The organism is Vibrio sp. LaRot3 (assembly GCF_027587025.1).
GTDB lineage: Bacteria > Pseudomonadota > Gammaproteobacteria > Enterobacterales > Vibrionaceae > Vibrio.
Map to the genome: position 1 here is coordinate 275,482 of NZ_JAPPTI010000001.1, position 26,550 is coordinate 302,031.

At 44.1% G+C, this 26,550-nt stretch carries 23 protein-coding genes and 1 tRNA gene; 12 read left to right on the plus strand and 12 right to left on the minus strand.

All coding sequences use genetic code 11. The features are described 5' to 3' along the window. Positions 1 to 37 precede the first annotated feature (37 nt). Together OH461_RS01415 and OH461_RS01420 are read right to left on the minus strand one after the other, a co-directional pair. The gene (locus tag OH461_RS01415; protein ID WP_270018866.1) at positions 38 to 1,837 is read right to left on the minus strand and encodes a DUF3413 domain-containing protein; all 1,800 of its coding nucleotides are present in this window, start codon (positions 1,835 to 1,837) and stop codon (positions 38 to 40) included. Positions 1,838 to 1,864: 27 nt separating this feature from the next. Further along, positions 1,865 to 2,089 carry a YejL family protein gene (locus OH461_RS01420; protein WP_260258986.1) on the minus strand — a complete coding sequence of 75 codons (225 nt, stop codon included), beginning with the start codon at positions 2,087 to 2,089 and terminating at the stop codon, positions 1,865 to 1,867. Between the two features lie 86 nt (positions 2,090 to 2,175). Between OH461_RS01420 and yejK the strand changes: the two genes are divergently transcribed. Together yejK and OH461_RS01430 are read left to right on the plus strand one after the other, a co-directional pair. Further along, positions 2,176 to 3,177 (plus strand): nucleoid-associated protein YejK, encoded by a 1,002-nt coding sequence (yejK, locus tag OH461_RS01425; protein ID WP_270019833.1) that lies wholly within the window; start codon positions 2,176 to 2,178, stop codon positions 3,175 to 3,177. A gap of 165 nt (positions 3,178 to 3,342) precedes the next feature. Next, the gene (locus OH461_RS01430; protein WP_270018867.1) at positions 3,343 to 4,629 is read left to right on the plus strand and encodes an Hpt domain-containing protein; all 1,287 of its coding nucleotides are present in this window, start codon (positions 3,343 to 3,345) and stop codon (positions 4,627 to 4,629) included. Positions 4,630 to 4,694: 65 nt separating this feature from the next. Here the strand turns inward: OH461_RS01430 and nhaC are convergent, their stop codons facing one another. After that, a complete protein-coding gene (nhaC, locus tag OH461_RS01435) occupies positions 4,695 to 6,125 on the minus strand; it encodes a Na+/H+ antiporter NhaC (protein ID WP_270018868.1) in 1,431 nt (476 codons plus the stop codon). Between the two features lie 549 nt (positions 6,126 to 6,674). Here nhaC and asd point away from each other — a divergent pair. Next, positions 6,675 to 7,796, plus strand: a complete 1,122-nt coding sequence (asd, locus tag OH461_RS01440) for an aspartate-semialdehyde dehydrogenase (RefSeq protein WP_270018869.1) — start codon at positions 6,675 to 6,677, stop codon at positions 7,794 to 7,796. Between the two features lie 118 nt (positions 7,797 to 7,914). Next, positions 7,915 to 8,439 carry a type II secretion system protein gene (locus OH461_RS01445; protein ID WP_270018870.1) on the plus strand — a complete coding sequence of 175 codons (525 nt, stop codon included), beginning with the start codon at positions 7,915 to 7,917 and terminating at the stop codon, positions 8,437 to 8,439. Positions 8,440 to 8,527: 88 nt separating this feature from the next. Here OH461_RS01445 and OH461_RS01450 read toward each other — a convergent pair whose 3' ends face one another. Both OH461_RS01450 and OH461_RS01455 read right to left on the minus strand, forming a co-directional pair. Next, positions 8,528 to 9,379, minus strand: coding sequence for an ion transporter (locus OH461_RS01450; RefSeq protein ID WP_270018871.1), 852 nt, complete (start codon positions 9,377 to 9,379; stop codon positions 8,528 to 8,530). 43 nt (positions 9,380 to 9,422) lie between these two features. Then, complete coding sequence (locus OH461_RS01455) at positions 9,423 to 10,061, minus strand: YchE family NAAT transporter (RefSeq protein WP_270018872.1); 639 nt, start codon at positions 10,059 to 10,061, stop codon at positions 9,423 to 9,425. Between the two features lie 652 nt (positions 10,062 to 10,713). Between OH461_RS01455 and adhE the strand changes: the two genes are divergently transcribed. After that, entirely contained in the window at positions 10,714 to 13,398 is a 2,685-nt protein-coding gene (adhE, locus tag OH461_RS01460) for a bifunctional acetaldehyde-CoA/alcohol dehydrogenase (protein WP_270018873.1), read from the plus strand. Positions 13,399 to 13,559: 161 nt separating this feature from the next. On the opposite strand, the gene minE is transcribed toward adhE, so the two are convergent. The 3 genes from minE to minC are packed head-to-tail and all read right to left on the minus strand — an operon-like array spanning position 13,560 to position 15,323. Beyond that, positions 13,560 to 13,823 carry a cell division topological specificity factor MinE gene (gene minE, locus OH461_RS01465; RefSeq protein WP_270018874.1) on the minus strand — a complete coding sequence of 88 codons (264 nt, stop codon included), beginning with the start codon at positions 13,821 to 13,823 and terminating at the stop codon, positions 13,560 to 13,562. A gap of 6 nt (positions 13,824 to 13,829) precedes the next feature. Further along, on the minus strand, positions 13,830 to 14,642 hold the full coding sequence (gene minD / locus OH461_RS01470) for a septum site-determining protein MinD (protein ID WP_270018875.1): 813 nt from the start codon (positions 14,640 to 14,642) through the stop codon (positions 13,830 to 13,832). Between the two features lie 18 nt (positions 14,643 to 14,660). Continuing rightward, positions 14,661 to 15,323 (minus strand): septum site-determining protein MinC, encoded by a 663-nt coding sequence (gene minC, locus OH461_RS01475; protein ID WP_270018876.1) that lies wholly within the window; start codon positions 15,321 to 15,323, stop codon positions 14,661 to 14,663. Positions 15,324 to 15,503: 180 nt separating this feature from the next. Here minC and OH461_RS01480 point away from each other — a divergent pair, with 180 nt between their 5' ends. The 4 genes from OH461_RS01480 to OH461_RS01495 all read left to right on the plus strand — a co-directional run bounded on the left by OH461_RS01480 (position 15,504) and on the right by OH461_RS01495 (position 19,200). Then, entirely contained in the window at positions 15,504 to 15,782 is a 279-nt protein-coding gene (locus OH461_RS01480; protein WP_270018877.1) for a YcgL domain-containing protein, read from the plus strand. Between the two features lie 29 nt (positions 15,783 to 15,811). Continuing rightward, positions 15,812 to 16,780, plus strand: coding sequence for a lytic murein transglycosylase (locus OH461_RS01485; protein WP_270018878.1), 969 nt, complete (start codon positions 15,812 to 15,814; stop codon positions 16,778 to 16,780). A gap of 57 nt (positions 16,781 to 16,837) precedes the next feature. Next, a complete protein-coding gene (locus tag OH461_RS01490) occupies positions 16,838 to 17,785 on the plus strand; it encodes a LysR family transcriptional regulator (RefSeq protein WP_270018879.1) in 948 nt (315 codons plus the stop codon). 212 nt (positions 17,786 to 17,997) lie between these two features. Continuing rightward, complete coding sequence (locus tag OH461_RS01495) at positions 17,998 to 19,200, plus strand: NupC/NupG family nucleoside CNT transporter (protein ID WP_270018880.1); 1,203 nt, start codon at positions 17,998 to 18,000, stop codon at positions 19,198 to 19,200. Between the two features lie 134 nt (positions 19,201 to 19,334). On the opposite strand, the gene folD is transcribed toward OH461_RS01495, so the two are convergent. Then, positions 19,335 to 20,195, minus strand: a complete 861-nt coding sequence (gene folD / locus OH461_RS01500) for a bifunctional methylenetetrahydrofolate dehydrogenase/methenyltetrahydrofolate cyclohydrolase FolD (RefSeq protein ID WP_270018881.1) — start codon at positions 20,193 to 20,195, stop codon at positions 19,335 to 19,337. Between the two features lie 204 nt (positions 20,196 to 20,399). On the opposite strand from folD, the gene OH461_RS01505 reads away from it, so the two are divergent. Further along, a tRNA-Arg gene (locus OH461_RS01505) sits at positions 20,400 to 20,476 on the plus strand. A gap of 121 nt (positions 20,477 to 20,597) precedes the next feature. Here OH461_RS01505 and OH461_RS01510 read toward each other — a convergent pair. Continuing rightward, positions 20,598 to 20,936 carry a cytosolic protein gene (locus OH461_RS01510; RefSeq protein WP_270018882.1) on the minus strand — a complete coding sequence of 113 codons (339 nt, stop codon included), beginning with the start codon at positions 20,934 to 20,936 and terminating at the stop codon, positions 20,598 to 20,600. A gap of 150 nt (positions 20,937 to 21,086) precedes the next feature. Continuing rightward, complete coding sequence (locus tag OH461_RS01515; protein ID WP_333482215.1) at positions 21,087 to 22,022, minus strand: LysR family transcriptional regulator; 936 nt, start codon at positions 22,020 to 22,022, stop codon at positions 21,087 to 21,089. A 68-nt stretch (positions 22,023 to 22,090) separates the two neighbouring features. Between OH461_RS01515 and OH461_RS01520 the strand changes: the two genes are divergently transcribed. Further along, positions 22,091 to 22,936: an alpha/beta fold hydrolase gene (locus OH461_RS01520; RefSeq protein WP_270018884.1), complete on the plus strand. Its 846-nt coding sequence runs from the start codon at positions 22,091 to 22,093 to the stop codon at positions 22,934 to 22,936. 182 nt (positions 22,937 to 23,118) lie between these two features. On the opposite strand, the gene OH461_RS01525 is transcribed toward OH461_RS01520, so the two are convergent. Further along, entirely contained in the window at positions 23,119 to 24,450 is a 1,332-nt protein-coding gene (locus OH461_RS01525; RefSeq protein WP_270018885.1) for an MFS transporter, read from the minus strand. A gap of 242 nt (positions 24,451 to 24,692) precedes the next feature. Here OH461_RS01525 and ggt point away from each other — a divergent pair, with 242 nt between their 5' ends. Beyond that, positions 24,693 to 26,438, plus strand: coding sequence for a gamma-glutamyltransferase (gene ggt / locus OH461_RS01530; RefSeq protein WP_270018886.1), 1,746 nt, complete (start codon positions 24,693 to 24,695; stop codon positions 26,436 to 26,438). The last annotated feature ends 112 nt before the right edge of the window (positions 26,439 to 26,550 follow it).

Sequence of the window (26,550 nt, forward strand, 5' to 3'; positions counted from 1 at the left end):
TTACAGGTCAATTAATGGTCTCTGTTAAGGTGATGATTTAGTTACTTTTAGTGTAAAAGCGTTGTAATTCAGTTAAGCCTTGCATCAATACAGGTAGTGCAGGGTTTTCATCACGTAGACGTTGATAATTGCTGTCATACAGCTTGTAGTTACCGAACTTATCGATCACTGTGGTGTTTTTGTTGGTGATCAGTGCTAGCTCATGATAATCACCGGCCAGTACCCATTTGCGAGATTTTTCATCAAACAAGTTTCGGCCACTACTGAAGTCGGTCGGGTTTGATGAAACGCCCAAGAGGTCTTGCATCAATGTCACAGAGAAATCGAGATGGCTCGTGCGGTGGTTGTATTGTGCAGCCACTTTACCCGGCCAATGCATAACCATTGGGACTTGCAGTTGGTAACGGCTGTAGTTGCTGTTTGCACCCCAGCTGTTGGTTTTGGTCTCGTTAAACTCAGTACCGTGATTCGATGTAATCACAATTACAGTGGAATCGCTGATGCCGAGTTGTTCAATTTTGTCGAATAGGTGCGCAAGCTCAGTATCGGCGTTAGAAACCGATTGTTGGTAGCTGCTGATTAATGCTTCTGTACTGTTACCAGAGCTGTGAGCGTAATCTGAAAAATTATCGAGTGTGGTGAGTTCGATAAAGCTAAACCAAGGTTGGCTAGCGTTCGCGGCGACCCAATTGGACCACGCATTGATCGCTGCATTGTCAGCAGACTGAGTATCAGTAAGCTCCACATTATTAATGCTTAAGCCATTGAACACGATGTCACTAAACACCGAGTCACTGAAATTGTCGCCACTGAACAAGCCAAAGCTGTAATTTTGGTCTAGTAGTGTTTCTACCATAATTGGTAGAGATTCTTGCTCTTTGATGCTGCTTGCATAGCTGCTTGGCAAGCCATAAAACAGACCAAATACACCCGTGCTATCGTTACTTGAGCTGAAGTGGTTGTTAAAGCTCAGGTTATCAATTGAGAATTGGAAAGCGTTAGGCATTGATGATGCGTTAAGTGCATCAGAACGTAAGTTATTAACGCTCACTACCAACACATTCAGAGGATTAGCGCGACGGCTAAACTCGATGGTTTCAAGTGGGTAGCGAACTAATTCTGCCTCGCCTAAGTTGGCGGCTTGACGTTTTAGGTACTCTTCTCTGTCTAACAGGCCATGTTTCTCCATGAATGACTTCGCGGTCATAGGGTAAGAGAGCGGGAAGTTAGCACGCTGAGAGGTAATCGGATTGTAAAAGTACGCATCCGCCCAAACGTAAATCATATGGCTTGAAATAAAGCAGACGAAGAACACAGCAGCGATAGGGCGGCCAATGTGTTTATGCGATAGTTTACGTTGTTTACGCCAAACCCACTCTGAGAGCGCAAGCTCGATCAAAAAGATGAGTGGCAGAACAACAAATAAGTGCTGTAAATCAGCGCTGATGGCACTGCTTTTTTCAGCAAAGAGCACTTCCCATACCACAGGCGTGAGGTGAAGGTTAATGCTTTGATACGCTTGGGTATCGATAAGGAGTAGGGTAAGACCTATGGTCACCAAACAGACAGAAAGTAAGCGAAACAGCTTACGTGATGGCACCACAAAGGTTAACGGAAACAGGACCAGTAGATATAAGGCAAAGACGAGAAAGCCAAAGTGACCCACCCATGAGGCGGCTAAGTAAACTTGGCCGAGTAGGGTTTCTGGCCATGGAGACTGGGTAATATAGCGAGTACCAATAAGCATGGCTGCAATGATATTGAAAAAGGCAAACCAGTGGCCCCAACCCACTAGGCGTGAAACACGCTCTCCGTATGAATTTCCGTTATCTACCATGTACTGTTCTTGTTTCCGCTTTATATATTAGTGAGCTTTGTCTTCAATTGAAGACATAAGCGCTTGTGCAAATTTCTCTGCAATTGCTTTTCTTTGGCCTGTACCAACATTCTTATTAATAACATTGGTAGCGATGTTGCCAGCAATCATTAGGCTTAGGTCTGGACCTGCGCCATGTTTTTCGAGCACAGCTGCGACTTCAGTTAGAATGTTTTCAAATTTTTCGTCGCTGTATTTAGATGTAATCGGCATAAAGACTCTAATGAACAATAGTAAAGCGGCTTATGATAACCTACAATGCGGTGCAACTGAAACAGAGAACGACGATAAATTTCATCATGAGTTTGCACCTTTCTAACGTTATCCTACACCAACTGCAAAAAAATGATTCTGAAGAGCTTACGGTTAATTTCCGTTCAGAGTCTTTAGCAAACGACAGTTCTAGTGAAAGCTTAGTCGCTGAACTGCATCGTGTATTCAATTCTAAAGCCGGTAAAGGCTTTGGTTCATTTAAATCAGACAGCGATTTTCAAGTCTGGTTGCAAGAACTTCGCCAGCAAAAGAGAGATTTTTACGATTTCTCTCAAATTAGCGCGAATCGTCTGAAAGACGAGCTAGCAAAATACCCATTTGCCGATGAAGGCATTTTAGTGTTTGCTGAGTATCAATCTCTAGCTACAGATTACCTGTTTGTCGCAATTATTCCATCAAATCAGAGTCTTAAAGTGACAGAAGGCTTAGATATTAGTGCAACTGATTATCTTGACCTGTCTAAAATGGATATTGCCGCACGTATCGACTTGTCGAGTTACGAAAATGACAAAGAATCAAACCGCTATCTTACTTACATTAAAGGCCGCGTAGGTCGTAAGGTTGCTGATTTCTTCTTGGATTTCTTACAAGCGGAAGTCGGCCTTGATACTAAGCAGCAAAACCAAGTGTTGATGCAAGCGGTAGAAGATTTTTGCTCTGACTCTAAATTAGAGAAAGAAGAAGCACTGAGCTACAAGAAGCAAGTTGCCGATTACTGCAACGAGCAAATCAAATCGGGCGACGAAGTGTACGTGAAAGAGCTATCTGGTGAGCTGCCAGCTTCTCAAGACGGTACGAGCTTTTTAGATTACACCCAAGATCACGGCTACGAATTGGAAGAAAGCTTCCCTGCTGATCGAGCGACAGTGCGTAAGCTGACTAAATACGTAGGCGCTGGTGGTGGCTTGAATGTGAGCTTTGATAGCATGTTGTTGGGCGAGCGTATTTTCTACGATCCAGAAACCGATACGTTAACCATTAAAGGCACGCCACCAAACTTGCGAGACCAACTTAGCCGTAATCGCTAAAGACGCCTTGTTATGAGTAAATAAGTGAAACCCCGCCTAGTGCGGGGTTTCGTTTATCTAGAGGTAAGCAAAGTTAGATTTGCAACAATTTGAGTATCATAAACTGTACAGTTTCGCTTTTGCATATATGCTTGTATTTAAGGGAATTTAAGCATTCGCGAGTACATGATGGATAAACTACAACTAAAACTTGGCTGGGTATTGGTGCTGGTATGGATGATCGGCATTACGGTTATCGTCACTAACTATCGTTCTACTTCTGTGATGATGGATAAGGTCGAGCAGTTAGATAGCAAGATTGATGCGCTGCGTAGCCGGCTCTTTTTTGATGCGCCATATCGAATCCACTTTGCGACCGAGCAAAAAGCAGAGTTGGAAAAAATCATCCAACTAAAAGGCGAGTTAGAGCAGCAGCAAGGCAAAAGTTGGTTTGAGCCAGATGTCCAACAGTTATTGTTTACCACAGACCGATTCGTCGAACATAGCCAAGCTTTTGTTGCTAACGAGTTGGCGCTGATTGATTTAATTGGCCAGATCCAAACGAGCCGAGATTATTACATTGAACAGCCACAAATGGCGTTGTTGTATTACCAACTCAGTGCCAACGTGTTTGAGGCCATGTTCTCTTCGCAAAGCTCGACTTCAACCGCCTATCGTCATCTTGATGCCCTTTATGCGGAGTCGGTGAAACTGCCGGAGACGGATAAACAACGACTTCAATCGGCGTTAGCCAAAACGTCTTTAGTGATGGGTGGCTATGCGCAAGGCGCATTTTTAGTAGGTAAACTGATTGACCATACCGTGCACGATGAAGTGGTCGGTGTCGAACGTCAGTACCATCAATTATTACAAACCCATCTAATGATCGGTGCTTTGTTTAGCGGCGGCTTGATGATAGCGATGGTGCTATTGTGGCAATCGTCTCAGCGACGAAGCGATAGCCATGATGCCGCTGAGCCTCAGATAGCGTCGTCAGTGAATGTTGTAGAAGATTCAGAGCAAAGACAAAGTGCAATGGTCTCTATTATTGAAGAACCCCAGCCTGAACCTGTAGAAGAGCCCGTGACTGCTGAGCCACCGGAAGTTAACGATAATGTTGCCAGCTCCGGCAGTGAAATTGACTTCGACTCGATGCTGGATTCACTGGGTGACGATCGAGAATCAATGTGTATGCTACTGGAAGTGTTTATTGAAGATCATGCCAATGATGTTGCAGACATCAGTCGACTGCTGAGTGATTCACCTGATGAGGCAATGCGAAAAGCGCATAGCTTAAAAGGTGTTGGGGGTAACCTTGGTGCAATGAACTTACGTGAAGCGGCAGGCAAAATAGAAACCGCTATCAATCAAGATGTTACTCAAGTACCTGCATTATTAAATGACTTAGACGTACTTTTATCTAAAGCGTTACAAGAAGCGCAGCAGTTCTTAGATGAAGAACAAGCGGCTTAGTGACTCTTGTCATACAAACAAAAAGAGCGCCAACTAGGCGCTCTTTGCTTATCGAGTTCAGGAAGTTAAGCCGTTTGCTTTTCTAGCTCAACGCTCTCTTCACTTGCGGTTGCTGTCGGCTCGCATTTATCAACAAACCAACCCATGTATGAGCTAATAATCGTTACGATGATACAAACAAAGCTCAACCACATGAACGGTGCGTAAGACAGGGTTGCCACGCCTAAAATGCTCGCCATGTAGATACCGTTATCACTCCACGGCACCATACCTGATGTTAGCGTGCCACCAAACTCTGCGTTACGAGATAGGTTTTTACGTTGGTAACCTAAACGGTCGTAGTTCTTAGCACAGATTTTTGGCGTTAGAATCAGTGAAACGTACATCGCAGAGCCGAATACGTTACCCATAAACGCAGTACCAATGGTAGAAGTCGCTAGAGAACCTGCGCTTTTAACGCGGCGTTCAAACAGTTTAGCGATAGTCTCAAGTACGCCCACTTTGTCTAGTAGACCACCAAAACCAAGACCAAACACAATTACTGCAACCGAACCCAGCATCGAAGACATACCGCCACGGTTAAGAATCGAGTCAATAAAGTCTACGCCTGAAGAAATCGCAAATGGTGCCCACGCGGTGTTAAACGCGGTTAGGAAGTCCACATCTTGAACCATCACAGCCCAAACGATACCCAGTAGAGAACCAAAGCTGATTACTGGGAAAGAAGGCATACGCATCGCAAGCAGCGCTAGTACGATAACTACTGGAATAAAGGATAGCGGTGTGATGTAGAACTGGTTATCCATCGCTTCGATAACGCCTTGCACCTGAGACATATCAACGTTACCCGCGTAGTGGAAGCCAAATAGGGTAAACAGAATACCAGTGATGATGTAGCTGATCAGTGCGATTGGCAGCATGCCTTTGATGTGTTCCATTACTTCTACGTTAGACATAGAAGAAGCAAGGATCACTGAGTCAGACAATGGAGACATTTTATCGCCAAAGTAACAACCAGAAAGAATTGCACCAGCGGTAATAGGAGCAGGAACGCCAAGGCCCTGACCAATACCCATCATTGCAATACCTGCTGTACCTGCCGCACCCCAAGATGTACCTGTCGCTAGTGCGGTTAGAGAACAAATGATCATGGTAGCAAGAAGGAAGATAGAAGGATGAATTGCTTTTAGACCATAGTAAATGATGGTTGGAACAATACCGCCAGAGATCCAAGTACCGACGAGTGCGCCGACAGCTAGAAGGATAAGTACTGCACCTAGGCCATTAGAAATGCCATTCAGTGCTGCTTTTTCAAGTGCTTTGTATTGGTGACCTAAACGTAAGCCGAGCACAATAATAATGAACCAGCCAATGTACAGGGCAAGTTGAATAGGTAAATCCAGCTGGGCTGTAAACGAGAAAGCCAACAGTAGGAAGATACCAAGGGACACGACTACTTGAATCATGTTCGGTAAACGTGGGGTAAGTTGCGTCATAGCGAGCCTCTTATCTGCTTTAAACCGACCATCCACCTAACTCTGTTAGTGAGCTTGTACTAACTCTTTGACCCATATAAAGATTGACGACATTAGGAGTGAAGTCGGCATGGGTAATAGTTTCAATAACTATGCGCAAAGAATTGCTTAACAGCGAATGATACGAGAATTAACTCTTCTTGAGTATGCAGCGCACTTTACCTTAGCTAGTCTTTTATTTCGAGAAAATGTCATTTTGTTGTGATTTATTCGAGTTTATTGCTCGTTTTGTGGTTAAAAATATCGCAACTGGTTAATGTGATGTGTTTTTTATGTTTTGTAACGTGATTTTTATGTGTTACTGATGTTTTGTTATCTTTTCTAAAATTGGTTGTTTTGGTTTTTAAAATAACAACTGGCTTTTTTCTGTTCAAAATGGATTTTTTTCGCCGATTTTGGATAAAAGCGATGAAAAGATGTAGCAAAGCATGATTTTTCGCTTGAGATTTTGCTGTGAAAATTGAAATATTGAGAAAACGAGTTTTAATTTTTACACGGAGAGTATGAGAGATGAGAGTAGGTTTAGTTGGTTGGCGCGGTATGGTGGGTTCTGTCCTAATGCAGCGCATGGTTGAAGAGAAAGATTTCGACCTAATCGAACCGGTATTTTACAGCACGTCACAAATTGGTATTCCTGCACCTGTATTTGGTAATAAAGAGTCTGGTCTTCTTCAAGATGCGTTTGATATCGAAAGCTTGAAGCAACTAGATGCAGTTGTAACGTGTCAAGGCGGCGGTTACACAGAGAAGGTGTACCCTGCGCTGCGTCAAGCAGGTTGGAAAGGTTACTGGATTGATGCCGCTTCTACTCTACGTATGGAAAAAGATTCGATCATCACGCTAGATCCAGTCAACCTAAGCCAAATTCAACAGGGTATTCACGCAGGCACAAACACCTTTGTTGGTGGTAACTGTACCGTGAGCCTAATGCTGATGGGGCTAGGTGGTCTGTTTGAAAAAGGCCTAGTTGAGTGGACTAGTGCAATGACGTATCAAGCGGCATCGGGTGCGGGCGCTCAAAACATGCGTGAGCTTATCTCACAGATGGGTGTGATTAACGATTCAGTCAGCTCTGAGCTGGCTAACCCAGCAAGCTCTATTCTAGATATCGATAAAAAAGTGGCAGATACCATGCGCGCTTCGTCTTTCCCTACCGATAAGTTTGGTGTGCCTCTAGCGGGTTCACTTATCCCTTGGATTGATGTGAAACGTGAAAATGGTCAGAGCAAAGAAGAATGGAAAGCGGGCGTTGAAGCAAACAAGATTCTTGGTTTCCAAGATGCGCCAGTACCAATTGATGGCACTTGTGTCCGTATCGGTGCGATGCGTAGCCACTCTCAAGCGCTAACCATTAAGTTAAAACAGAATGTACCTATGGATGAGATCGAAGAAATTATCGCGACTCATAACGATTGGGTAAAAGTGATTCCGAACGATCGCGATATCACTGCGCAAGAACTGACACCTGCAAAAGTAACGGGCACTCTTTCAATTCCAGTAGGTCGCCTACGTAAGATGGCGATGGGGGATGACTTCCTTAACGCATTCACTGTCGGTGACCAATTGCTATGGGGCGCTGCTGAACCGCTTCGTCGTACATTGCGTATTATTCTGGCGGAAAAACAGTCTTAAACGAATCAATTCAGTACATCAATACAAAGCGCCTTTTTGGCGCTTTTTTTATAAACCGCTGACAGATAACTGACTTTTCCCCTTTACCGTGACCCCGTTTGTAACTCGGGGAAAAACAATGAAAGCAAAAAGTAGTGGCTTTACCTTAATCGAGCTAATCGTCGTGATTGTGATCTTAGGGATCTTGGCTGTGGTTGCCATGCCAAGATTCATCAGTATGAGCAAAGAGGCTAACGTCGCGACATTAGAGGGGCTATCAGGGGCTGTGCATGATGCAATTGAATTGGCTCATGACAAAGCGGTTATTGAAGGTAAGCAAGATGAGCCTTCTTATACCATTGATGGTTATGGTTCGCTTCAATATGGTTATCCAGCAGTAAACAAGCAAGGTCTGGTGGAGTTTATGAACTTCGATGGCGGCTACCATGATTTGACCAAAGAGTGGGTGTGGGCTGCACACAATAACGGGAATGTTAATGACCCTGATTACTGGATCGCTACCCATTCAAGTTACCTAAAAGATTACACAGGCAGTGACTTTAATAGCAAGATTATGGCTACGGAATGCTACGTACAATACGTTGCGCCAATGCAGGCGGACGATGATTACAAGCTTGTTACCATCATTGATGGCTGTAAGTAATTTGCGTCTCAGCGTGATGACAAACAAGGGTGCCAATTGGCACCCTTGTTTTCTATTTGTTTCTTTTCAGTACGGATAGCGAGTTTGGCTATTCATCCTTTTCATCCGCTCTTACTATTCGTTGATCGGGCTCTGCTAATTCACTGCCGCAATATTTACAGTGCATCGCATCCGACTCGTGACCGGCTTTTGAACAGTTCGGGCATTTCACTAACTCACGGTGTGATTTCATCTCTTGGTTGAGCTCAGCCGTGATGATACCGGTAGGAACAGCCAAAATAGAATAACCCAGCAGCATCGTTAATGAAGCGACCGCTTTACCTAATACTGTTTGTGGAACAAGGTCGCCATACCCAACGGTAGTAATGGTCACAATTGCCCAGTAGATACTCTGAGGAATGCTGGTGAAGCCATTTTCTGGCCCTTCAATCACATAGATTAGCGCACCAAAGATAGTCACTAAAATGGCAACGGTATTAAAGAAGATGAAGATCTTACGTTTTGCCATCAAAAGTGAGCGCAGCAAAATGTTGGAATCTTGCAAATAACGCACGAGCTTCAATACACGGAAGATCCGCATTACGCGCAGCAGTCGAATCACACCCATAAAGGCGACTGAAGGGAAGAAAAACGCCAAGTAGGTTGGCAAAATGGCCAATAGATCAATCACGCCATAAAAGCTGGTGGCATAAGATTTTGGTTTGGGCGAGCAATACAGACGTAATAGGTACTCTAAGGTGAAAATAGCGGTAAAGCCATATTCGAAATAGCGAAGTTGCTGTGCCCATACTTGACTGACCGAAGGCAACGACTCCAAAACCAAGACGACCAGTGAAGCGAGTATCGCAACGATAAGGCTAATATCGAACGCACGACCGCCAGAGGTGTGAGTACCAAAAATAATGACGTAGAGGTGATGTTTTAAAGGTTGTCTAGACATGTTAGGGCTAAGTTGATCAACATTAGCCCTATATTATCAGAGATTACGCCAAACCAGGGAATAGGGCGCGTAAGCCGTTGGCAATAAATTCGATACCAAGTGCACCAAGAATCAGGCCCATGATACGAGTGATCACGTTAATGCCTGTTTGGCCGAGAAAGCGCACGATCAAAGGCGCTGATCGGAACAACAACCAAGTACACAAACAAAATACGATAATCGTTACCATGATACCCGCAGTATCGAACATAGTTGGGTAGCGAGAACCGTAAACGATGGTCGAACTGATTGCACCAGGGCCTGCCATTAGCGGCATCGCAAGCGGCACTACACCGATTTGTTCACGGCTAACGTATTCAGACTTCTCTTGTTTGTTCTGCTTATCTTCACCTAATTTACCGCTCATCATCGAAAACGCGATGCTCAATAGCAATAGACCGCCTGCAACTCGAAACGAATCAAGCGAGATGCTGAACATATCAAGCAGTAACTGACCTGCTAATAACGAGACAACCAAAATGATGGCAACAGCAACATTGGCGGTTACCGCAGTCTTGTGTTTTTCTTCTAAGGTCATATGACCCGTTAGAGAAACAAACACCGGCATGATGCCGATTGGGTTTACTGCAGCCACTAAACCTAGGAAAAACTGCAGGAAAATAGCAAGCTCAAAAGTTTGCATAATGACGACTCACATATTTACAGGGTGAAAAGTAATTGTAGGTATGAATTCGCGCCTAATGTAAGGCAAAACTTCGAGCTGAACGAATGAAAAAAACTAACGTATAAAGGCCGTTATTGGTGAGAAAATCTTATTATTGATGAAATTGTAATCATGGTGGAAGCAAATTGTTACTAACCACAGGGGGGCTACACCAAGTTGATTTTCACAAATGTTAACAATCGCACATTTTAAACAAATAATATGAGTGGTTATAGAGAGAAAATGCGATTCAGATATACTCTCAGTAGCACGTAAAATCATGCGAACAAGAGTGGTTTTTGTTGAAAAATGAAACTTTTTTACAGTCTGTTGAAAGTTTTTTAGTTTTTTTTGTTTGTATGCTCTTTTTTTGAACACTGGTTTTTTCAGGGTTATATTTTTGAAAATCAGCTAGTTACTGTTGTTTTTAGCTAGTGTTTACCTCTAAGGTGGTAATTAATTTTTGAGAACTGATCTGGGTCAACTTTTTTCATACTCTGAAATATTATACTCAGCCCTGAAAGCAATTTACTAAGCGTGTTGTTAGTTAAATCACTAAAGAACGTGATAAGTACACAAGCAATGAACTTAATAAAAAGTTTTTAATATTGTTAATTTTAGGAGAATCCCTATGCCTGTAACTAATTTAGCTGAACTAGATGCTCTAGTAGCTCGCGTTAAAGCGGCTCAAGAAGAATTCGCTACGTTCTCTCAAGAGAAAGTAGACGCAATCTTCCGCGCAGCATCTCTAGCAGCTAACCACGCTCGTATCCCGCTAGCACAACAAGCGGTTGCTGAGTCTGGAATGGGTATTGTTGAAGATAAGGTAATCAAAAACCACTTCGCATCTGAGTTCATTTACAACAAATACAAAGATGAGAAAACTTGTGGTGTTCTTGAAGAAGACGAGAACCTAGGCACGATGACTATCGCAGAACCTGTAGGTATTATCTGTGGTATCGTTCCAACAACTAACCCAACTTCTACAGCGATCTTCAAATCTCTTATCTCTCTGAAGACTCGTAACGGCATCATCTTCTCGCCACACCCACGTGCGAAAAACTCTACTAACGACGCAGCTAAACTTGTTCTAGATGCAGCAGTAGCAGCAGGTGCTCCAAAAGACATCATCGGTTGGATCGACCAACCATCTGTAGAGCTTTCTAACGCTCTTATGAAGCACGACGGTATCGCTCTTATCCTTGCTACTGGTGGTCCAGGCATGGTTAAAGCAGCTTACTCTTCTGGTAAGCCAGCAATCGGTGTAGGTGCAGGTAACGTTCCTGTAGTTATCGACGAAACAGCTGACATCAAACGTGCAGTAGCTTCTATCCTTATGTCTAAGACTTTCGATAACGGCGTAGTATGTGCTTCTGAGCAAGCTGCAATCGTTGTTGACGAAGTGTACGACGAAGTGAAAGAGCGTTTCGCATCTCACAAAGCTCACGTTCTATCTAAAGCTGACGCTGATAAAGTACGTAAAGTTCTTCTTATCGACGGCGCACTAAACGCGAAAATCGTTGGTCAACCAGCTCCAGCTATCGCTGAACTAGCGGGTGTTAAAGTTCCTGCTGATACTAAAGTTCTTGTAGGTGAAGGTCTTGGTAAAGTTTCTTACGATGATGAGTTCGCTCACGAGAAACTATCTCCAACTCTAGGTCTGTTCCGTGCTGACAACTTCGAAGACGCAGTTGCTCAAGCAGTAACAATGGTAGAGATTGGCGGTATCGGCCACACATCTGGTCTATACACTAACCAAGACGTGAATGCAGACCGCATCCGTTACTTCGGTGACAAGCTTAAAACTGCACGTATCCTAATCAACATCCCTACTACTCACGGTGGTATCGGTGACCTGTACAACTTCAACGTTGCACCTTCTCTAACTCTAGGTTGTGGTTCATGGGGTGGTAACTCTATCTCTGAGAACGTAGGTCCTAAGCACCTAATCAACAAGAAAACTGTAGCGAAGCGAGCTGAAAACATGTTGTGGCACAAACTACCTAAGTCTATCTACTTCCGTCGTGGTAGCCTTCCAATCGCTCTTGGCGACCTAGAAGGTAAGAAACGCGCATTCCTAGTAACTGACCGTTTCCTATTCAACAACGGTTACGCAGATGACGTAGTACAACTTCTTAAAGCTCAAGGTATTGAAGTTCAAGTATTCTTCGACGTAGAAGCAGATCCAACTCTATCTGTAGTAGAGAAAGGCGCTGAAGCAATGAAGAGCTTCCAACCAGACGTAATCCTAGCGCTAGGTGGTGGTTCACCAATGGATGCTGCTAAGATCATGTGGGTTATGTACGAGCACCCAGAAACGCACTTCGCTGAACTAGCAATGCGCTTCATGGACATCCGTAAGCGTATCTACAAGTTCCCTAAAATGGGTAAGAAAGCTGAGCTTGTATGTATCACTACAACTTCAGGTACTGGTTCAGAAGTTACTCCATTCGCTGTTGTTACAGACGACAAGACTGGTGCTAAGTACCCACTAGCTGACTACGAAATCACGCCAAACATGGCTATCGTTGATGCTAACCTAGTAATGAACATGCCTAAGTCTCTAACAGCATTCGGTGGTTACGATGCAGTAACTCACGCTCTAGAAGCTTACGTATCTGTTCTTGCTAACGAATACTCTGATGGTCAAGCTCTACAAGCACTTAAGATGCTTAAAGAGTACCTACCATCAAGCTACGCGAACGGTGCTAACGACCCAATCGCTCGTGAGAAAGTACACAACGCAGCAACTATCGCTGGTGTAGCATTTGCTAACGCATTCCTAGGTGTTTGTCACTCAATGGCTCACAAACTAGGTGCTGAGTTCCACCTACCTCACGGTCTAGCGAACGCACTACTTATCTCTAACGTTGTACGTTACAACGCGAACGATAACCCAACTAAGCAAACTGCATTCTCTCAATACGACCGTCCACAAGCACGTCGTCGTTACGCTGAAGTTGCTGACCACCTAGGCCTAAGCCAAGCTGGTGACCGCACTGCACAGAAGATTGAGCGTCTACTAGCATGGTTGGAAGAGCTTAAGCAAGACCTAGACATCCCAGCTTCTATCCAAGCTGCAGGTGTTTCTGAAGCAGACTTCGTAGCGAAACTAGATGAGCTAGCGGTTGAAGCGTTCGATGACCAATGTACTGGTGCGAACCCACGTTACCCTCTAATCACTGAGCTTAAAGATGTTCTACTAGCTTCTTACCACGGTAAGCCATACGTTGAAGGTGAAACTTTCGAAGGCACTACTGTAATCAAGAAGAAAGCAGACCAAGCTCCAGCTAAGAAAGCAAAAGCTAAAGCTTAATTAAGATTGAGTTATGAGATAGGTTTTTGCTAGCACGAAACCTAATCGGGAAAAGCAAAGCCCCAGTCGAAAGACTGGGGCTTTTTTTATCTAACGAGTGAGTGAACAGCAGATACAAAAAAGCCGATGCAATGGCATCGGCTTTGGATTATTCGGTTCGGTTACTTTTCGTCTTCAGGTAACTTAACGTTAAGTTCCAGTACCGAAATGTCGTCATCTTTGTGTTCAAATGACAGATCAACCATGGATGGGTCGATCGCTACATACTTACTGATCACTTTAAGAATGTCTTCTTTAAGTTGTGGCAAGTAAGATGGCGCTGGGTCACCTTCACTGCGGCGCTCAGCGACGATAATTTGCAAACGTTCTTTGGCAAGGTTTGCGGATGTCTTCTTTTGCGGACGGAAAAACTCCAATAATGACATGCGGTATTAGCCTCCAAATAGTCGTTTGAAAATCCCTTTCTTCTGCTCGGTTAAGAAGCGGAAGTCAACTTGTTCACCTAGTAGGCGTTGTACAGTGTCATCGTAAGCCATGCCTGCATCAGTTTCGTTATCGAAAATAACCGGTACGCCTTTGTTTGACGCGTTAAGTACCGCTTGGCTTTCTGGAATAACACCAAGAAGTGAGATGTGTAGGATTTCTTCCACATCTTCCACGCTTAGCATTTCACCTTGGTTTACACGAGCTGGGTTGTAGCGTGTCAGCAGCAGGTGTTGCTTCACAGGTTCTAAGCCTTCCTCTGCACGGCGAGACTTAGAATCTAAAATACCAAGGATACGGTCAGAGTCACGCACTGAAGAAACTTCAGGGTTGGTAGTAACAATGGCTTCATCTGCAAAGTATAGCGCCATCAGTGCACCTTGCTCGATGCCCGCTGGTGAGTCACAGATAATGAAGTCAAAGCCCATTTCATCAAGCTCGTTCAAAATACGACTAACGCCTTCTTTGGTTAGAGCGTCCTTATCACGAGTTTGTGAAGCAGGAAGGATGAATAGGTTATCTGTGCGCTTATCTTTGATCATCGCTTGGTTAAGGGTCGCCTCACCATTAATCACGTTAACGAAGTCGTACACAACGCGACGCTCGCAGCCCATGATAAGATCAAGGTTTCGTAAGCCGATATCAAAATCGATCACAGCGGTTTTTTTGCCTTTAAGTGCTAAGCCAGACGCAATAGCAGCGCTAGAAGTAGTTTTACCTACGCCACCTTTACCTGACGTCACAACAATAATGCGTGCCATGGTTTTTTCCTTTTTATTTTAAATCGTTATCTGCTCGAACTGCAGAGAGTCGTCGTTCAAGCTGAATAAAACTTTTTGTTGCCAAAATTGCTCTGCGAACTGCTCAGTCAGCCAGTAATGACCGGCAATAGACATCAGTTCAGCGTTGAGCTTATTACAAATAATGACGGCATCTTTATTGCCGCTTGCACCTGCGATGGCACGGCCGCGCAAGGTGCCATGAATATGAATTGAACCGTCGGCAATCACTTCGGCACCTTCGCTTACATGGCTCAATACCACAAGGTCAGCGTCTTTGGCGTAAACTTGTTGCCCTGAGCGAACCGGTGTGCGAATCACTTTGGTTGGTGCCATTTTCGCTGGTGCTTGCGAGGGCGACTTGCTTGCCGACATAATGGCAAACTCGGCCTCGGCAGCCATATTTTGGGTGCGTTTGTCCTTACAACCTGTCACACCGACAGGAATCATGCCTGCCTCACTAATCCCGTGTTTCAGTGCAGCAAAGTCGATATCACCCTCAACCTTTGCAACATTGACCACAACGGGGGCAGATGCAAAAAAAGTGGGAGCTTGGCCGACCTTTTCTTTAAGAAAATTGATTGTTTTTTCTACATTGTTGTCAGAAAGGTGTAAAACTGACAAAGTAAAGCTACTACCTTTCAAATCAGGGGTATGTGACATCTTTTACTTTGGACCTCGTTTTATTAACGCCGGAGTAGAAATGACGTTGCCTGAGAGTAGGGGTGTCATGTTATATTTCCCGCTTACTGTCAGCAAGTTATCTTGCTGTCAATTGAGTGTTTTGCTAGCAAATTTCGCAAAACAGATAAATTCTGAATATTAGATGGATTAAAGCATCCCATGTTGTGTGCAATTTACAAAAGTTCCAAAAAAGAAGGTGCATACCTGTATCTGCCGAAAAAGGACGATTTTTCACAAGTTCCTGACCAATTAATGCAGATGTTTGGTAAACCAACTATGGTTATGGTGGTGAAATTAGAAGGCCGTACCCTAGCGCAAGTGGACGTGGAAAAAGTGAAACAATCTTTGAATAGTGACGGATTTTTCTTGCAATTACCGCCGCCACCGAAGAACCTACTTGATGAATACAAAGAACAAAAAGCACAGCGCGACTCATAAGCGTTGAACCGTTGCTCAAGGAGGGCAAATTGAAATCATTACTGTCAGTTGTTTTAGGCCTAACCATTACAAGTAGCGCATGGGCGCAAGACAAAAGCTTTGACCAATACGTAGAAGGGTTGAAAACCCAAGCGCTGAATCAAGGCATTTCGCAAGCTACCGTTGATAGCGCTTTTGCTGATGTGCAGCATAAGCCTCGCGCGGTAAAAGCGGATCGCAACCAACCAGAGAAAAAGCTTACTTTGGATGAATACATTCCAAGAGCAGTGCCTGATTGGAAAGTAAAACAAGCCAACGAACTTTACCAAAAGCATTACGATGAACTTCAACGCATCGGCGAAGAGTTTGGTGTTCAACCGCGCTTTATTGTTGCGCTATGGGGTGTAGAGAGTAACTTTGGTAAGTTCATGGGTAATTACAGTGTCGTTGATGCACTTTCAACCATGGCTTATGACGGTCGTCGTGAAGACTTCTTCCGCAAAGAGCTGATGTCTGCACTGCAAATTCTTGATCAAGGCCATATTGAAATGCCGAATTTCAAAGGGTCTTGGGCGGGTGCAATGGGCCAGTGTCAGTTTATGCCTAGCTCATTTATTAGCTACGCCGCCGATGGCAATGGCGATGGCCGCAAAGACATTTGGAACACTAAAGCCGACGTGTTTGCCTCCACGGCGAATTACTTAAGCCAAAAAGGTTGGAATGACACTTACACTTGGGGACGCCAAGTTAAGTTGCCACAGGGCTTTGATATGAGCTTGGAAGGTCGCGTTAAAGGTAAGCAGAAAATGCTGGCCGAATGGAGCGAGCTGGGCATTACCCGTTACGATGGCCGCCCACTGCCTAAGTTAGACAACGATATTGAAGCTTGGCTAACCGCACCAGATGAAGCCGGTGGACGCGTGTACTTGGTGTACAACAACTACAATGTATTGATGAAGTGGAATCGCTCTTACTACTTTGCATTGGCAGTCAGCCACTTAGCGGATAGAATCCGTTAAGCGAATCATTTCAGAACAAAGGGGCTCATTGAGCCCCTTTCACTTTTTGGAGAAACCGTGTTTTCAGAACGAGCTGCGCAAATGGTGGTGTTTGCTGCCTTACTCAAACATAAAAACTTCACCCAGGCGGCGAAAAGCCTCGGTGTGTCGGTTTCTCATGTCAGTAAACAACTCGCCCAATTAGAGGCTGCGTTAGGCGTAAAGCTTGTTCAGCGTACCACTCGAAGCTTTACCGCGACAGAAGCTGGCGAGCGGTTTTACTGCCATTGTCAGCAAATCGTTCAGGTCATCGATGAAGCGCAAACTGAAATAGAAAGTCAGCGTGATGAAGTCGAAGGCTTAGTCAAAATCGGCTTATCTCAATCTTTTGGTACCTTACACATCATTCCGGCGATTCAAGAGCTTCGACAGCTGTACCCTGAGCTGCAAGTAGAAGTTCATTTGTTCGATTACAAAGTGGATATGCTCGATGAAGGCTTGGATTTGTGGATCACCAACAATGAGCTATTGCCAGAAGGGTACATTGCTCAGCGTTTGGCGGATTGTCAGTTTGTGGTAGCCGCTTCGCCAGAGTATTTAATGCAAAACAGCACGCCTTTACATCCTCACGACCTTTCAGACCATAACTGTCTTATCTATCGCAGCTGGGAGCGCGACTACACCAACTGGGCATTCAGCAACAATGATCAGCAATTAATGGTCAATGTATCGGGTAACTACTCAGTGGATTTAGCTGAGGCCGTGCGAGATGCTGCTGTTGCAGGGTGGGGGATAGGTTATCTTGCCACTTACCTCATTGGTGATGAGTTTAAAAATGGTCAGTTAATTCAATTGCTTCCAGAATGGAAAGCGAGTCAGAACATGCCATTTTATGCGGTTTACCCAAGCCGTCATTACATGCCTAAGAAAACATCAGCGGTGATTGAGTTCATCAAACATAAAATTGGCTCGCCATGTTATTGGGATAGTCGACTTGCTCCTTACGTGAGCCGACTAAAAAGTTAATCGACTTTTTCCCAATCCAGAAACATATTTTCCATTTGGAAATAATGGAAAATACCAAACGTTTAACTCTATATAAAATAGACACTTAGGATTTCTCGGTTTTTGCACTCTGGATTTGCTACAACTTCGCAACAAGTGTGACTTGCATCTCATTTTTGCCGCTATATCATCCGACGCCTTTCCCGTTCCCCCTTTTTGTCGGATTCATTTTTATGAACTCAATCCTTGGTATTGTGGCGATCTTGCTTACCGCTTGGTTACTATCCACAAATAGAAAAAATATAAATTTCAAAACCGTTTCTCTCGCTTTCGCACTACAAATCGTATTCGCTCTGTTGGTTCTTTACGTTCCAGCGGGTAAAGAAGCGCTTAACAATGTGACAGGCGCAGTATCTAACCTAATCAACTATGGCCAAGAAGGTATTGCCTTCCTATTTGGTGGCCTAGCGACAGGTGGCTTCACTTTTGCCATCAACGTGTTGGGTATTATTGTTTTCTTCTCTGCACTAATTTCAGGTCTTTACCACATTGGTTTGATGCCTAAAGTGATCAACTTGATTGGTGGTGGCCTACAGAAACTGCTTGGTATTGGCCGTGCAGAATCACTATCAGCAACAGCAAACATTTTTGTTGGCATGATTGAAGCGCCTCTTGTGGTTAAGCCATACCTTAAACATATGACGGACTCACAGTTCTTTGCTGTTATGACGGGCGGCCTTGCGTCTGTTGCTGGTGGCACATTGGTGGGTTACGCATCACTTGGCGTGGATCTTAACTACCTAATTGCAGCGGCATTTATGTCTGCACCTGCTGGCCTTTTGATGGCAAAAATCATGGTGCCAGAAAGTGGCTCAACAACAGCGCCAGACATCGACATGAACGATGTTGAAATGCCAAAAGCAACCAACGTAGTGGAAGCGATGGCTGACGGTGCTATGTCTGGTCTACGTATCGCAGTCGCGGTAGGTGCAACTCTACTTGCGTTTGTTAGTGTGATTGCTCTTCTAAATGGCATGCTAGGCTGGATGGGCGGCCTGTTTGGTATTGAATTAAGCTTTGAGCTGATCCTTGGTTACCTATTTGCTCCAGTAGCATGGCTACTTGGCGTACCGTGGAGCGAAGCGACGGTTGCGGGCTCTCTGATCGGTAACAAGATTGTTGTAAACGAATTCGTTGCTTTCATTCAGTTAATGGAAGCGAAAGAGATGCTAAGTGAGCACTCACAAGCTATCGTAACATTTGCCCTATGTGGTTTTGCTAACATCTCAACCATGGCGATGCTAATTGGTGGCCTAGGTAGCTTGGTGCCAGAGAAGCGTCCGTTTATTTCTAAATTTGGCTTCCGCGCTATTGCAGCGGGTGTAATGGCCAACTTAATGAGTGCGTCGATTGCTGGCGTGATCATGTCACTATAATCAAAAATAAACTCAAGCTAGCGTAACGCTCTATCACTTCTGGACAAAGTTGAGCATTACGCACTGAGAACCATTAAGTAAAAAGGGGGGATGACCATGGTCATCCCCCCTTTGTTTATCTTGCGCTTAGCAAACTACTTTTTAGTATGGAACTGCTCACACGCTAGCATGGTGTTTTCAATCAGGCTCGCAACCGTCATTGGACCCACACCGCCAGGAACTGGAGTAATAAAGCTGGCGTTATCTTTAGCTTTATCGTATTCCACATCGCCAACCAGTTTGCCTGACTCTAGGCGGTTGATGCCTACATCGACAACCACAGCGCCTTTCTTAATCCACTCTCCCGGAATAAAGTTAGGTTTACCGACCGCTACCACGACTAAATCCGCTTGGCGAACATGGCCTTCTAAATCTTTAGTGAAGCGGTGACAAGTGGTTGTCGTACAACCTGCTAAAAGCAGTTCTAATGTCATTGGGCGACCAACAATGTTTGAGGCACCAACGACCACCGCGTGCATACCACGTAGGTCGATATTGTAACGATCAAGCAATGTGATGATGCCTTTTGGCGTACAAGAACGCAGCTTAGGAATGCGCTGAGCAAGGCGACCTACATTGTAAGGGTGGAAGCCATCGACATCTTTTTCAGGATGAATGCGCTCTAGCACTGATGTTGCATCAATGCCTGCTGGTAAAGGCAGCTGCACCAAAATACCGTCAATTTCATCGTCGTTGTTTAGCTCGTCGATAAGTGCCAGTAGTTCTGTTTCGTTAGTCGATGCTGGTAAGTCAAAAGACTTTGAGATGAAACCCACTTCCTCACATGCGCGGCGTTTGCTGCCAACATACACTTGTGATGCTGGGTCTTCACCCACTAGAACCACAGCAAGGCCAGGAGCTCGTAGACCCGCTTCTACGCGTGCTTTTACACGAGCGGCGACTTCAGATCGCACGGTTTGAGAGATGAGTTTTCCATCAATATTTTGAGCAGTCATAGCTTTCCTTTTGAAAAAGAGCTGAGTATTTATTTGTTGCGCATTGTCGCAAAAAAAACGGATAAACTCCATACGCAAACGTTTGCTTTGGGGTAAAATTAGACACCTTTAGCTTTCGTGCCCTTTTTTTAAGCATTCAGATCAGAATGTTAGTAAAAGCCCTTGTGTTGAGCGCTTTAACTCGTATAATCCTTTCCCTGTAGCGCGCCCTTAGCTCAGCTGGATAGAGCACGTCCCTTCTAAGGATGTGGTCATAGGTTCGAATCCTATAGGGCGTGCCATTTATTTAGAAAGCCCCGATAGCTCATTGAGTTATCGGGGCTTTTGCGTTTTAGCCTACCTAATTAGTACATGACTCCTTGCGAGATAGGCTAACTAATCGATTTCAATTTACTGAATTATTCAGTCCATTCGAGTAATAAAGGTTTGCTCATCATCCACAAAAGCCACAAAGCCACCGTGGTAGATAAACACTCGACCACGCCCCTCAACTAGGCAGGCAAGCTGTGGGTTCAAGTCTTCTTCGTTATTCTTGCTTTGAAATGTGCCGGTATCGGTGATTACACCGTCGAGGCTAGGCAAATACCCATATTTGCGCTTGGCTTGATCAATTAGGCTCAGTTCACTGGCAATAGAGAAGCAAGAGGGGATAGCACCAGCATCTTCGATAAACATGGGTTTCAGTTCTTCAAAAGCGGTGATCACTAGCCAGTCGATGCCGTTAACGTGATGGATAAACATAAATTATAAATACCTAGTTTCTCGGTAATTCTGATGTGGGAAGTTTATCACTATCAAAAGAGAAGTTCGCAGAGAATTAGTGTCGAGAGCAGGGAATGCAGTGTCATTCTCGATCACTCATTCGGTTAGCTTTAACGCGTTTTTGCTCCATTATGAGTTAGAAGTTAAATTTTCGGAGATGAAATCTACAAGTAACTTTGATATGTGTGAATGAAAATTTATTGCACGATAATGAATGAATATTGTCAGTGGAGATAAATCATAATCCACAGAAACTTGTTGTAATTTATTCTGTTTTATCTCATCTAAGCAGAAGCTACTGGGCAGAGCGACAAACCCAAGTCCACGTTGTGCAAGAGCTTTTGCCGTAAATCCACCATCTACTTTTATTCTTGATTTTGGCGATAGTGACCTATACTCATTTGACTCTGGAATAGTGAAAATCCAAGGGTCACCTCCAAAAGATTTATAGCTTGATATACAAGGCATTGACTCCAGTTCAGTTAGGTTTTTTGGCAAGCCATAGCGGTTAATACACTCTTTAGAAGCCAAGATAATAGTGTCCCATTGGCAAAGTGGCTTCGATACCCAATCTCTGTCATCGAGGTCTCCTCGCTCAAAGCTAATAATAATATCGGGGTCGTTTGAGATAGCATTTTCAATCGCAGTACTGTGCTCACAGTACAGTGTAATGTCTGTATATGTGGCTAAAAAATCCGCTAAAACGTCTCCAATAATAGGTATATCTGGAGAGCTAAGTCGAATGCTTCCTTTAAGGGAGGTCTGTGCCTCACTTAGTCGCTGTAGTGACTGATTGAGGTTGTACAATGGTTCTCTAATTTCTTGGAATAAACGCTCACCCATCAGTGTTGGGGTTACTTTACGAGTTGTTCTATAGAATAGCTTTTCACCCAATACCGACTCTAGTTGTTGGATGTGTCTGCTGACGTTGGAACTTGGAATTGCTAGGTGTTCGGAGGCTTTAACAAAACTATGGTTTTCATAAACGGAAAAAAATGATTGTAGCCAAACATTATCAATTCTATCTAACATGATTGTCCCAAAATTTAAGATATAGAAGCCAATATTAGCTCATTTTATCGGTCTAAACCATGTCCTAGAATGGTTCCATAGCAACCAGAGCGAGTATATAAATGAACGATAGAAATCCTTTATTTGTCCTTCGTGATAATCATCATTTACAAGTCGAGCAGCATGGTTCAGGCCCACATTTGTTAATTATTGGTAGTGTGAACTACTACAAAAAAGTCATTCCCGAATCTCTGCACAATTACTTTACTTGTGTGTATGTGGATCATCGCGGGTTCTCAAAATGTGATGCTGTAGACCCAATTGAGTTTGTCAGCTTAGATACTATCACTCGTGATATCCAAGCAATATGCGACAGCCTGAATCTAACTAAAACTAGTGTTTTAGGCCATTCAGGTCATGCGTATATGGCAATGCACTTTGCAAGTCATGCGAAAATAAAGATCGAAAAGTTGATTGTAGTTGGTGCTGCGCCAAGTCTGTCAGGTGATATGCAAGAGAAACAGTTTACTCATTGGTCTGAAAATGCTTCTGAACAACGAAAAAAGTTGCTAGATACAAGCATGGCTAGATTAGAAAGTGATATTGCCAAACAGCCAGAACGTAAGTTTGCGCATATCTGTCGTAGATTAGGCCCAATGAGATGGAAAGATGCATCATTTGATGAGTTACCTTTGTGGAATGATGTTGAAATGAATACACCGTTACTAGATACGCTTTGGGGAGAAATATTCAGAGATATCGAGCTAACGCAGTTTTCTTCAAACTTGGATGTCACCGTAATTAATGGAGAACTAGATTTTAGCATTGCTCCGATTGAGATGTGGGAAAGCATTGAAGGCGCATTTAAATCATTACAGCTGATTAAGTTAGAAGCTGTATCGCATACGCCAATGCTAGAAGAACCAGAAAAATTTGTTGAAACGATCCTGAGTATATTTAACCATTAGATAAAATTCATAGTTATGTGTAGTTGATAGCTCAAATAATAAGGAGCGGAAGTTTGAGTTGTTCAGACTCTAACAAGTTTTTGTCCATTAATTAGTTAAATGTACTATTCCTTATCGACATTTAAAAAGCGCCTTTAACGGCGCTTTATGAAGTGTTTATCTGCTGTGCCTACATTCAAGCACTAAAAAATCGGCTTTTTCCTGTCTTTAAAATAAAACACGGCGCTAATGGTTAAGAACAGAAAGGCGAAGTAATACACAAACGATGATAAAGAGGCTAAGAAAGCGATGTTAGCCTCGACTTCTTCTGGTGTGTAGTTTTGCGAAAGTAGCTTGTAGTAGTAAGCGTAAAGCATGCCAATCGAGCCATAACCGAGGTTGAACATTAAGCCTTTAAAGCTGAGTACGGTCGCACGGTTGTGGGATTCGGTGTTCTTGTTCAGGTGGTAGCTAATAAAAATGTTCATGGTCATGATGATGAACATCAGCACCAGAGCAGGGATTACGCCGTAAATTGACCACCCTAGACTTATACAATAATAGGTCGCAATACTTGCTAATCCCATAATGGTAATGAAAGCTTTTGGAGCCATGCTTTCAGCAAGTCTTCGGCTTTGTCCTGCCAGAATGATTTTGAGCACACTCATCCCTGCACCAATCAATCCAATGTAGATAATTGGAATACTAATGGCGGTGTAATATTGGCTATTCATGGTAAAGAACATGCGCGATGTATGCTCAAACAAACTGTAATAGAGCAAAATGAACAACACATAAGGCGTTGAGAGTACCCATTTACCAGTGTTTAGCGTCAGTTTTAGGCTGGTAATTGTTGTGGTGATTTTCCCGCTGCCACTTGGTTGCTGCTTTTTTTCTTCCTTCATGTTTAATGCCGAATAAATGGCGACAAGTGCCACCACCAAAGTAGCGTAGACAGGAATACGCATGATCTCTTGTGTGGTTTCTGGCGCATTTAACCCTAAAAACTGATAAATACTCGACATGAAGTTAACGTCATACATGGCAGCGCCAATCAGCGTGACAAAAATACCAATGGTCGAGGAGAGACGAAGCTGAATTTGCAGCACTCTTGGCCATAATTCTTCTTTGCCTTGTTCCTTTAAGGTGTCGTAAGCCAAGGCTTCATCTGCGCCGCTCGCTAAAGCCATCGCTAAGCCACTCAATATTCGGTTTATAAAGAACACGGTGAAAACCAAGCTTGGGTTGCCTATCGGCACAAAGGCGATCATGGCAATTTCAACAAACATCACCATTGATGAAAGCACCACCAGTTTTTTGCGGCCTAAGGTATCGGCAAAAGCACCGGAGGGCACTTCGGCCAGTACAATGGTTGCCGCCCAAACCACATTTAGCATCGCGAACTGTGAAAGGGTTAAGCCGTAATCGAGATAGAGCAGTGTGAATATTGGGTAATAAAAGCGCGCAAAGTAACTGCTGCGAAATATCAGGAAGTTGCGAACATTATCAATTTGAAGGATTTGTTTGAGCGTCATGAAGCTTTCTGCACCGTAAATAACATAATTCGGTTCTTATTGTGTGGGAAGGCAAGGGGTTAACCTTTGAAAAATCGCCGGATTATAGCAATAACCAGCTACTTTTCTACCTACAAATGAGACTCACTTCGCCAAAATGGCTCTCAGTTATGGGGTCACAAATTAATCACGTCGTCCTATCGTTTTACACTTGTTCACCTATTCTCCTAGTAGTCGAAGAATAAAAGCGAATAAGGATATTCATGATGAGATTAACAATGCTCACTGCACTGATAGGTATCGCCTCTTGGCCAATCAGTGCAGACTCGCAAACTGCGGATTCAGTGGCCCCCGAAGCAACCAATGAGATACGTGCAAAGAAAGCGGTTGAAGCTGAGAGCTTCATGGTTACCGCTGCACATCCTTTGGCGGTAGAAGCTGGGTATAAAGTTCTTAACGCTGGTGGCAGTGCCGCTGATGCGTTGGTTGCGGTGCAGACGGTTCTTGGTTTGGTGGAGCCTCAGTCTTCGGGCTTAGGTGGCGGGGCATTCTTAGTGTATTGGGATGCAAAGCAAAACAAACTGACGAGTTTTGATGGGCGAGAGACCGCGCCATTAGCCGCGAGGCCAGAGTTATTTCAAGATGAAAACGGTCAACCGTTGAAGTTCTTTGATGCAGTGGTGGGAGGGCGTTCAGTCGGAACTCCGGGAACGGTTAAGTTGCTGGAAACCATGCATCAAAAGTATGGTGATAAGCCATGGTCTGAATTGATGCAACCTGCAATTCAGTTAGCCAACAATGGGTTTGAAGTGTCACCTCGTATGGCTGCTTCTATTTCAAATGATAAAGCGCGATTAGCTCGCTACCCTGACACTCAGGCTTACTTTTTCACCCAAGATGGTGAACCGTTGCCACAAGGCTATAAGCTAGTGAACAAAGCATACGCCAAAACACTTCAAACTATTGCCAAACAGGGTTCAGCTCCGTTTTATACTGGCAAAATTGCCAAGAGTATCGTCAATAAAGTCACCGCGATTGAAGATAACCCCGGTTTGTTAGCGATGGAAGATTTTGCCACTTACAAAGTTATCGAGCGCGATGTGGTTTGTTCTGCTTATCATCAATACGATGTGTGTGGTATGGGGCCGCCAAGTTCTGGTGCGTTAACCTTGGGGCAAATACTTGGTATTTCGAGCCATTTTGATTTGGCTAAGTTAGGTAAAGATAGCCCGACGTCGTGGCAGATTATCGGCGATGCTTCTCGTCTCGCCTTTGCCGATCGTGGGCGCTACATGGCAGATTCCGATTATGTGCCAATGCCGCAAGGGTTACTCGACCCCGAATATTTAGCTCAGCGGGCAAAGCTGATAAAGCAAGGTGAAGCTCTTGAGTCTGTGACTGCGGGCGAACCACCTTGGGATGCAAAAATGGCAATGGCGGATGATCAATCCCTAGAGCTACCGAGCACCACACATATCGTTATTGTCGATGGTGAGGGGAATATTATCTCGATGACCAGCACCATCGAAAATGGCTTTGGTTCTCGAGTGATGTCCAACGGGTTCTTGCTAAATAACGAACTGACCGATTTTTCATTTGCCGCTCACAAAGATGGTTTGCCGATCGCCAACCGAGTCGAGCCCGGTAAGCGTCCTCGCTCTTCGATGGCCCCAACGATAGTGATGAAAGATGGCGAACCTTATATGGCGATTGGTTCTCCGGGAGGGTCGCTCATCATTGGTTATGTCGCCAAAACCTTGATTGCCCATATTGATTGGGGAATGCCTATTCAACAAGCAATAGAGATGCCAAACATGCTCAATCGTTTTGGCACGTACGATATTGAAATAAGAACGGATGCGGAGAAGTTTAAAGCGCCATTAGAGAAGATGGGATTCGAAGTGAATCTGCGTGATCTCAACTCGGGCTTACATGGCGTGGTGTTTAAAGATGGCAAAATGATTGGCGGGGCGGATTCTCGGCGTGAGGGGATTGTGCTCGGCAACTAGTTATTCTTGGCAACAACTCTTTATCGCTTGATTATTACCTCTCTATAAATAAAGCCGCATTCACTAAGGTGCGGTTTTGTCGTCTTTGCGCTTGAGTGCTTAGTAAACGCCA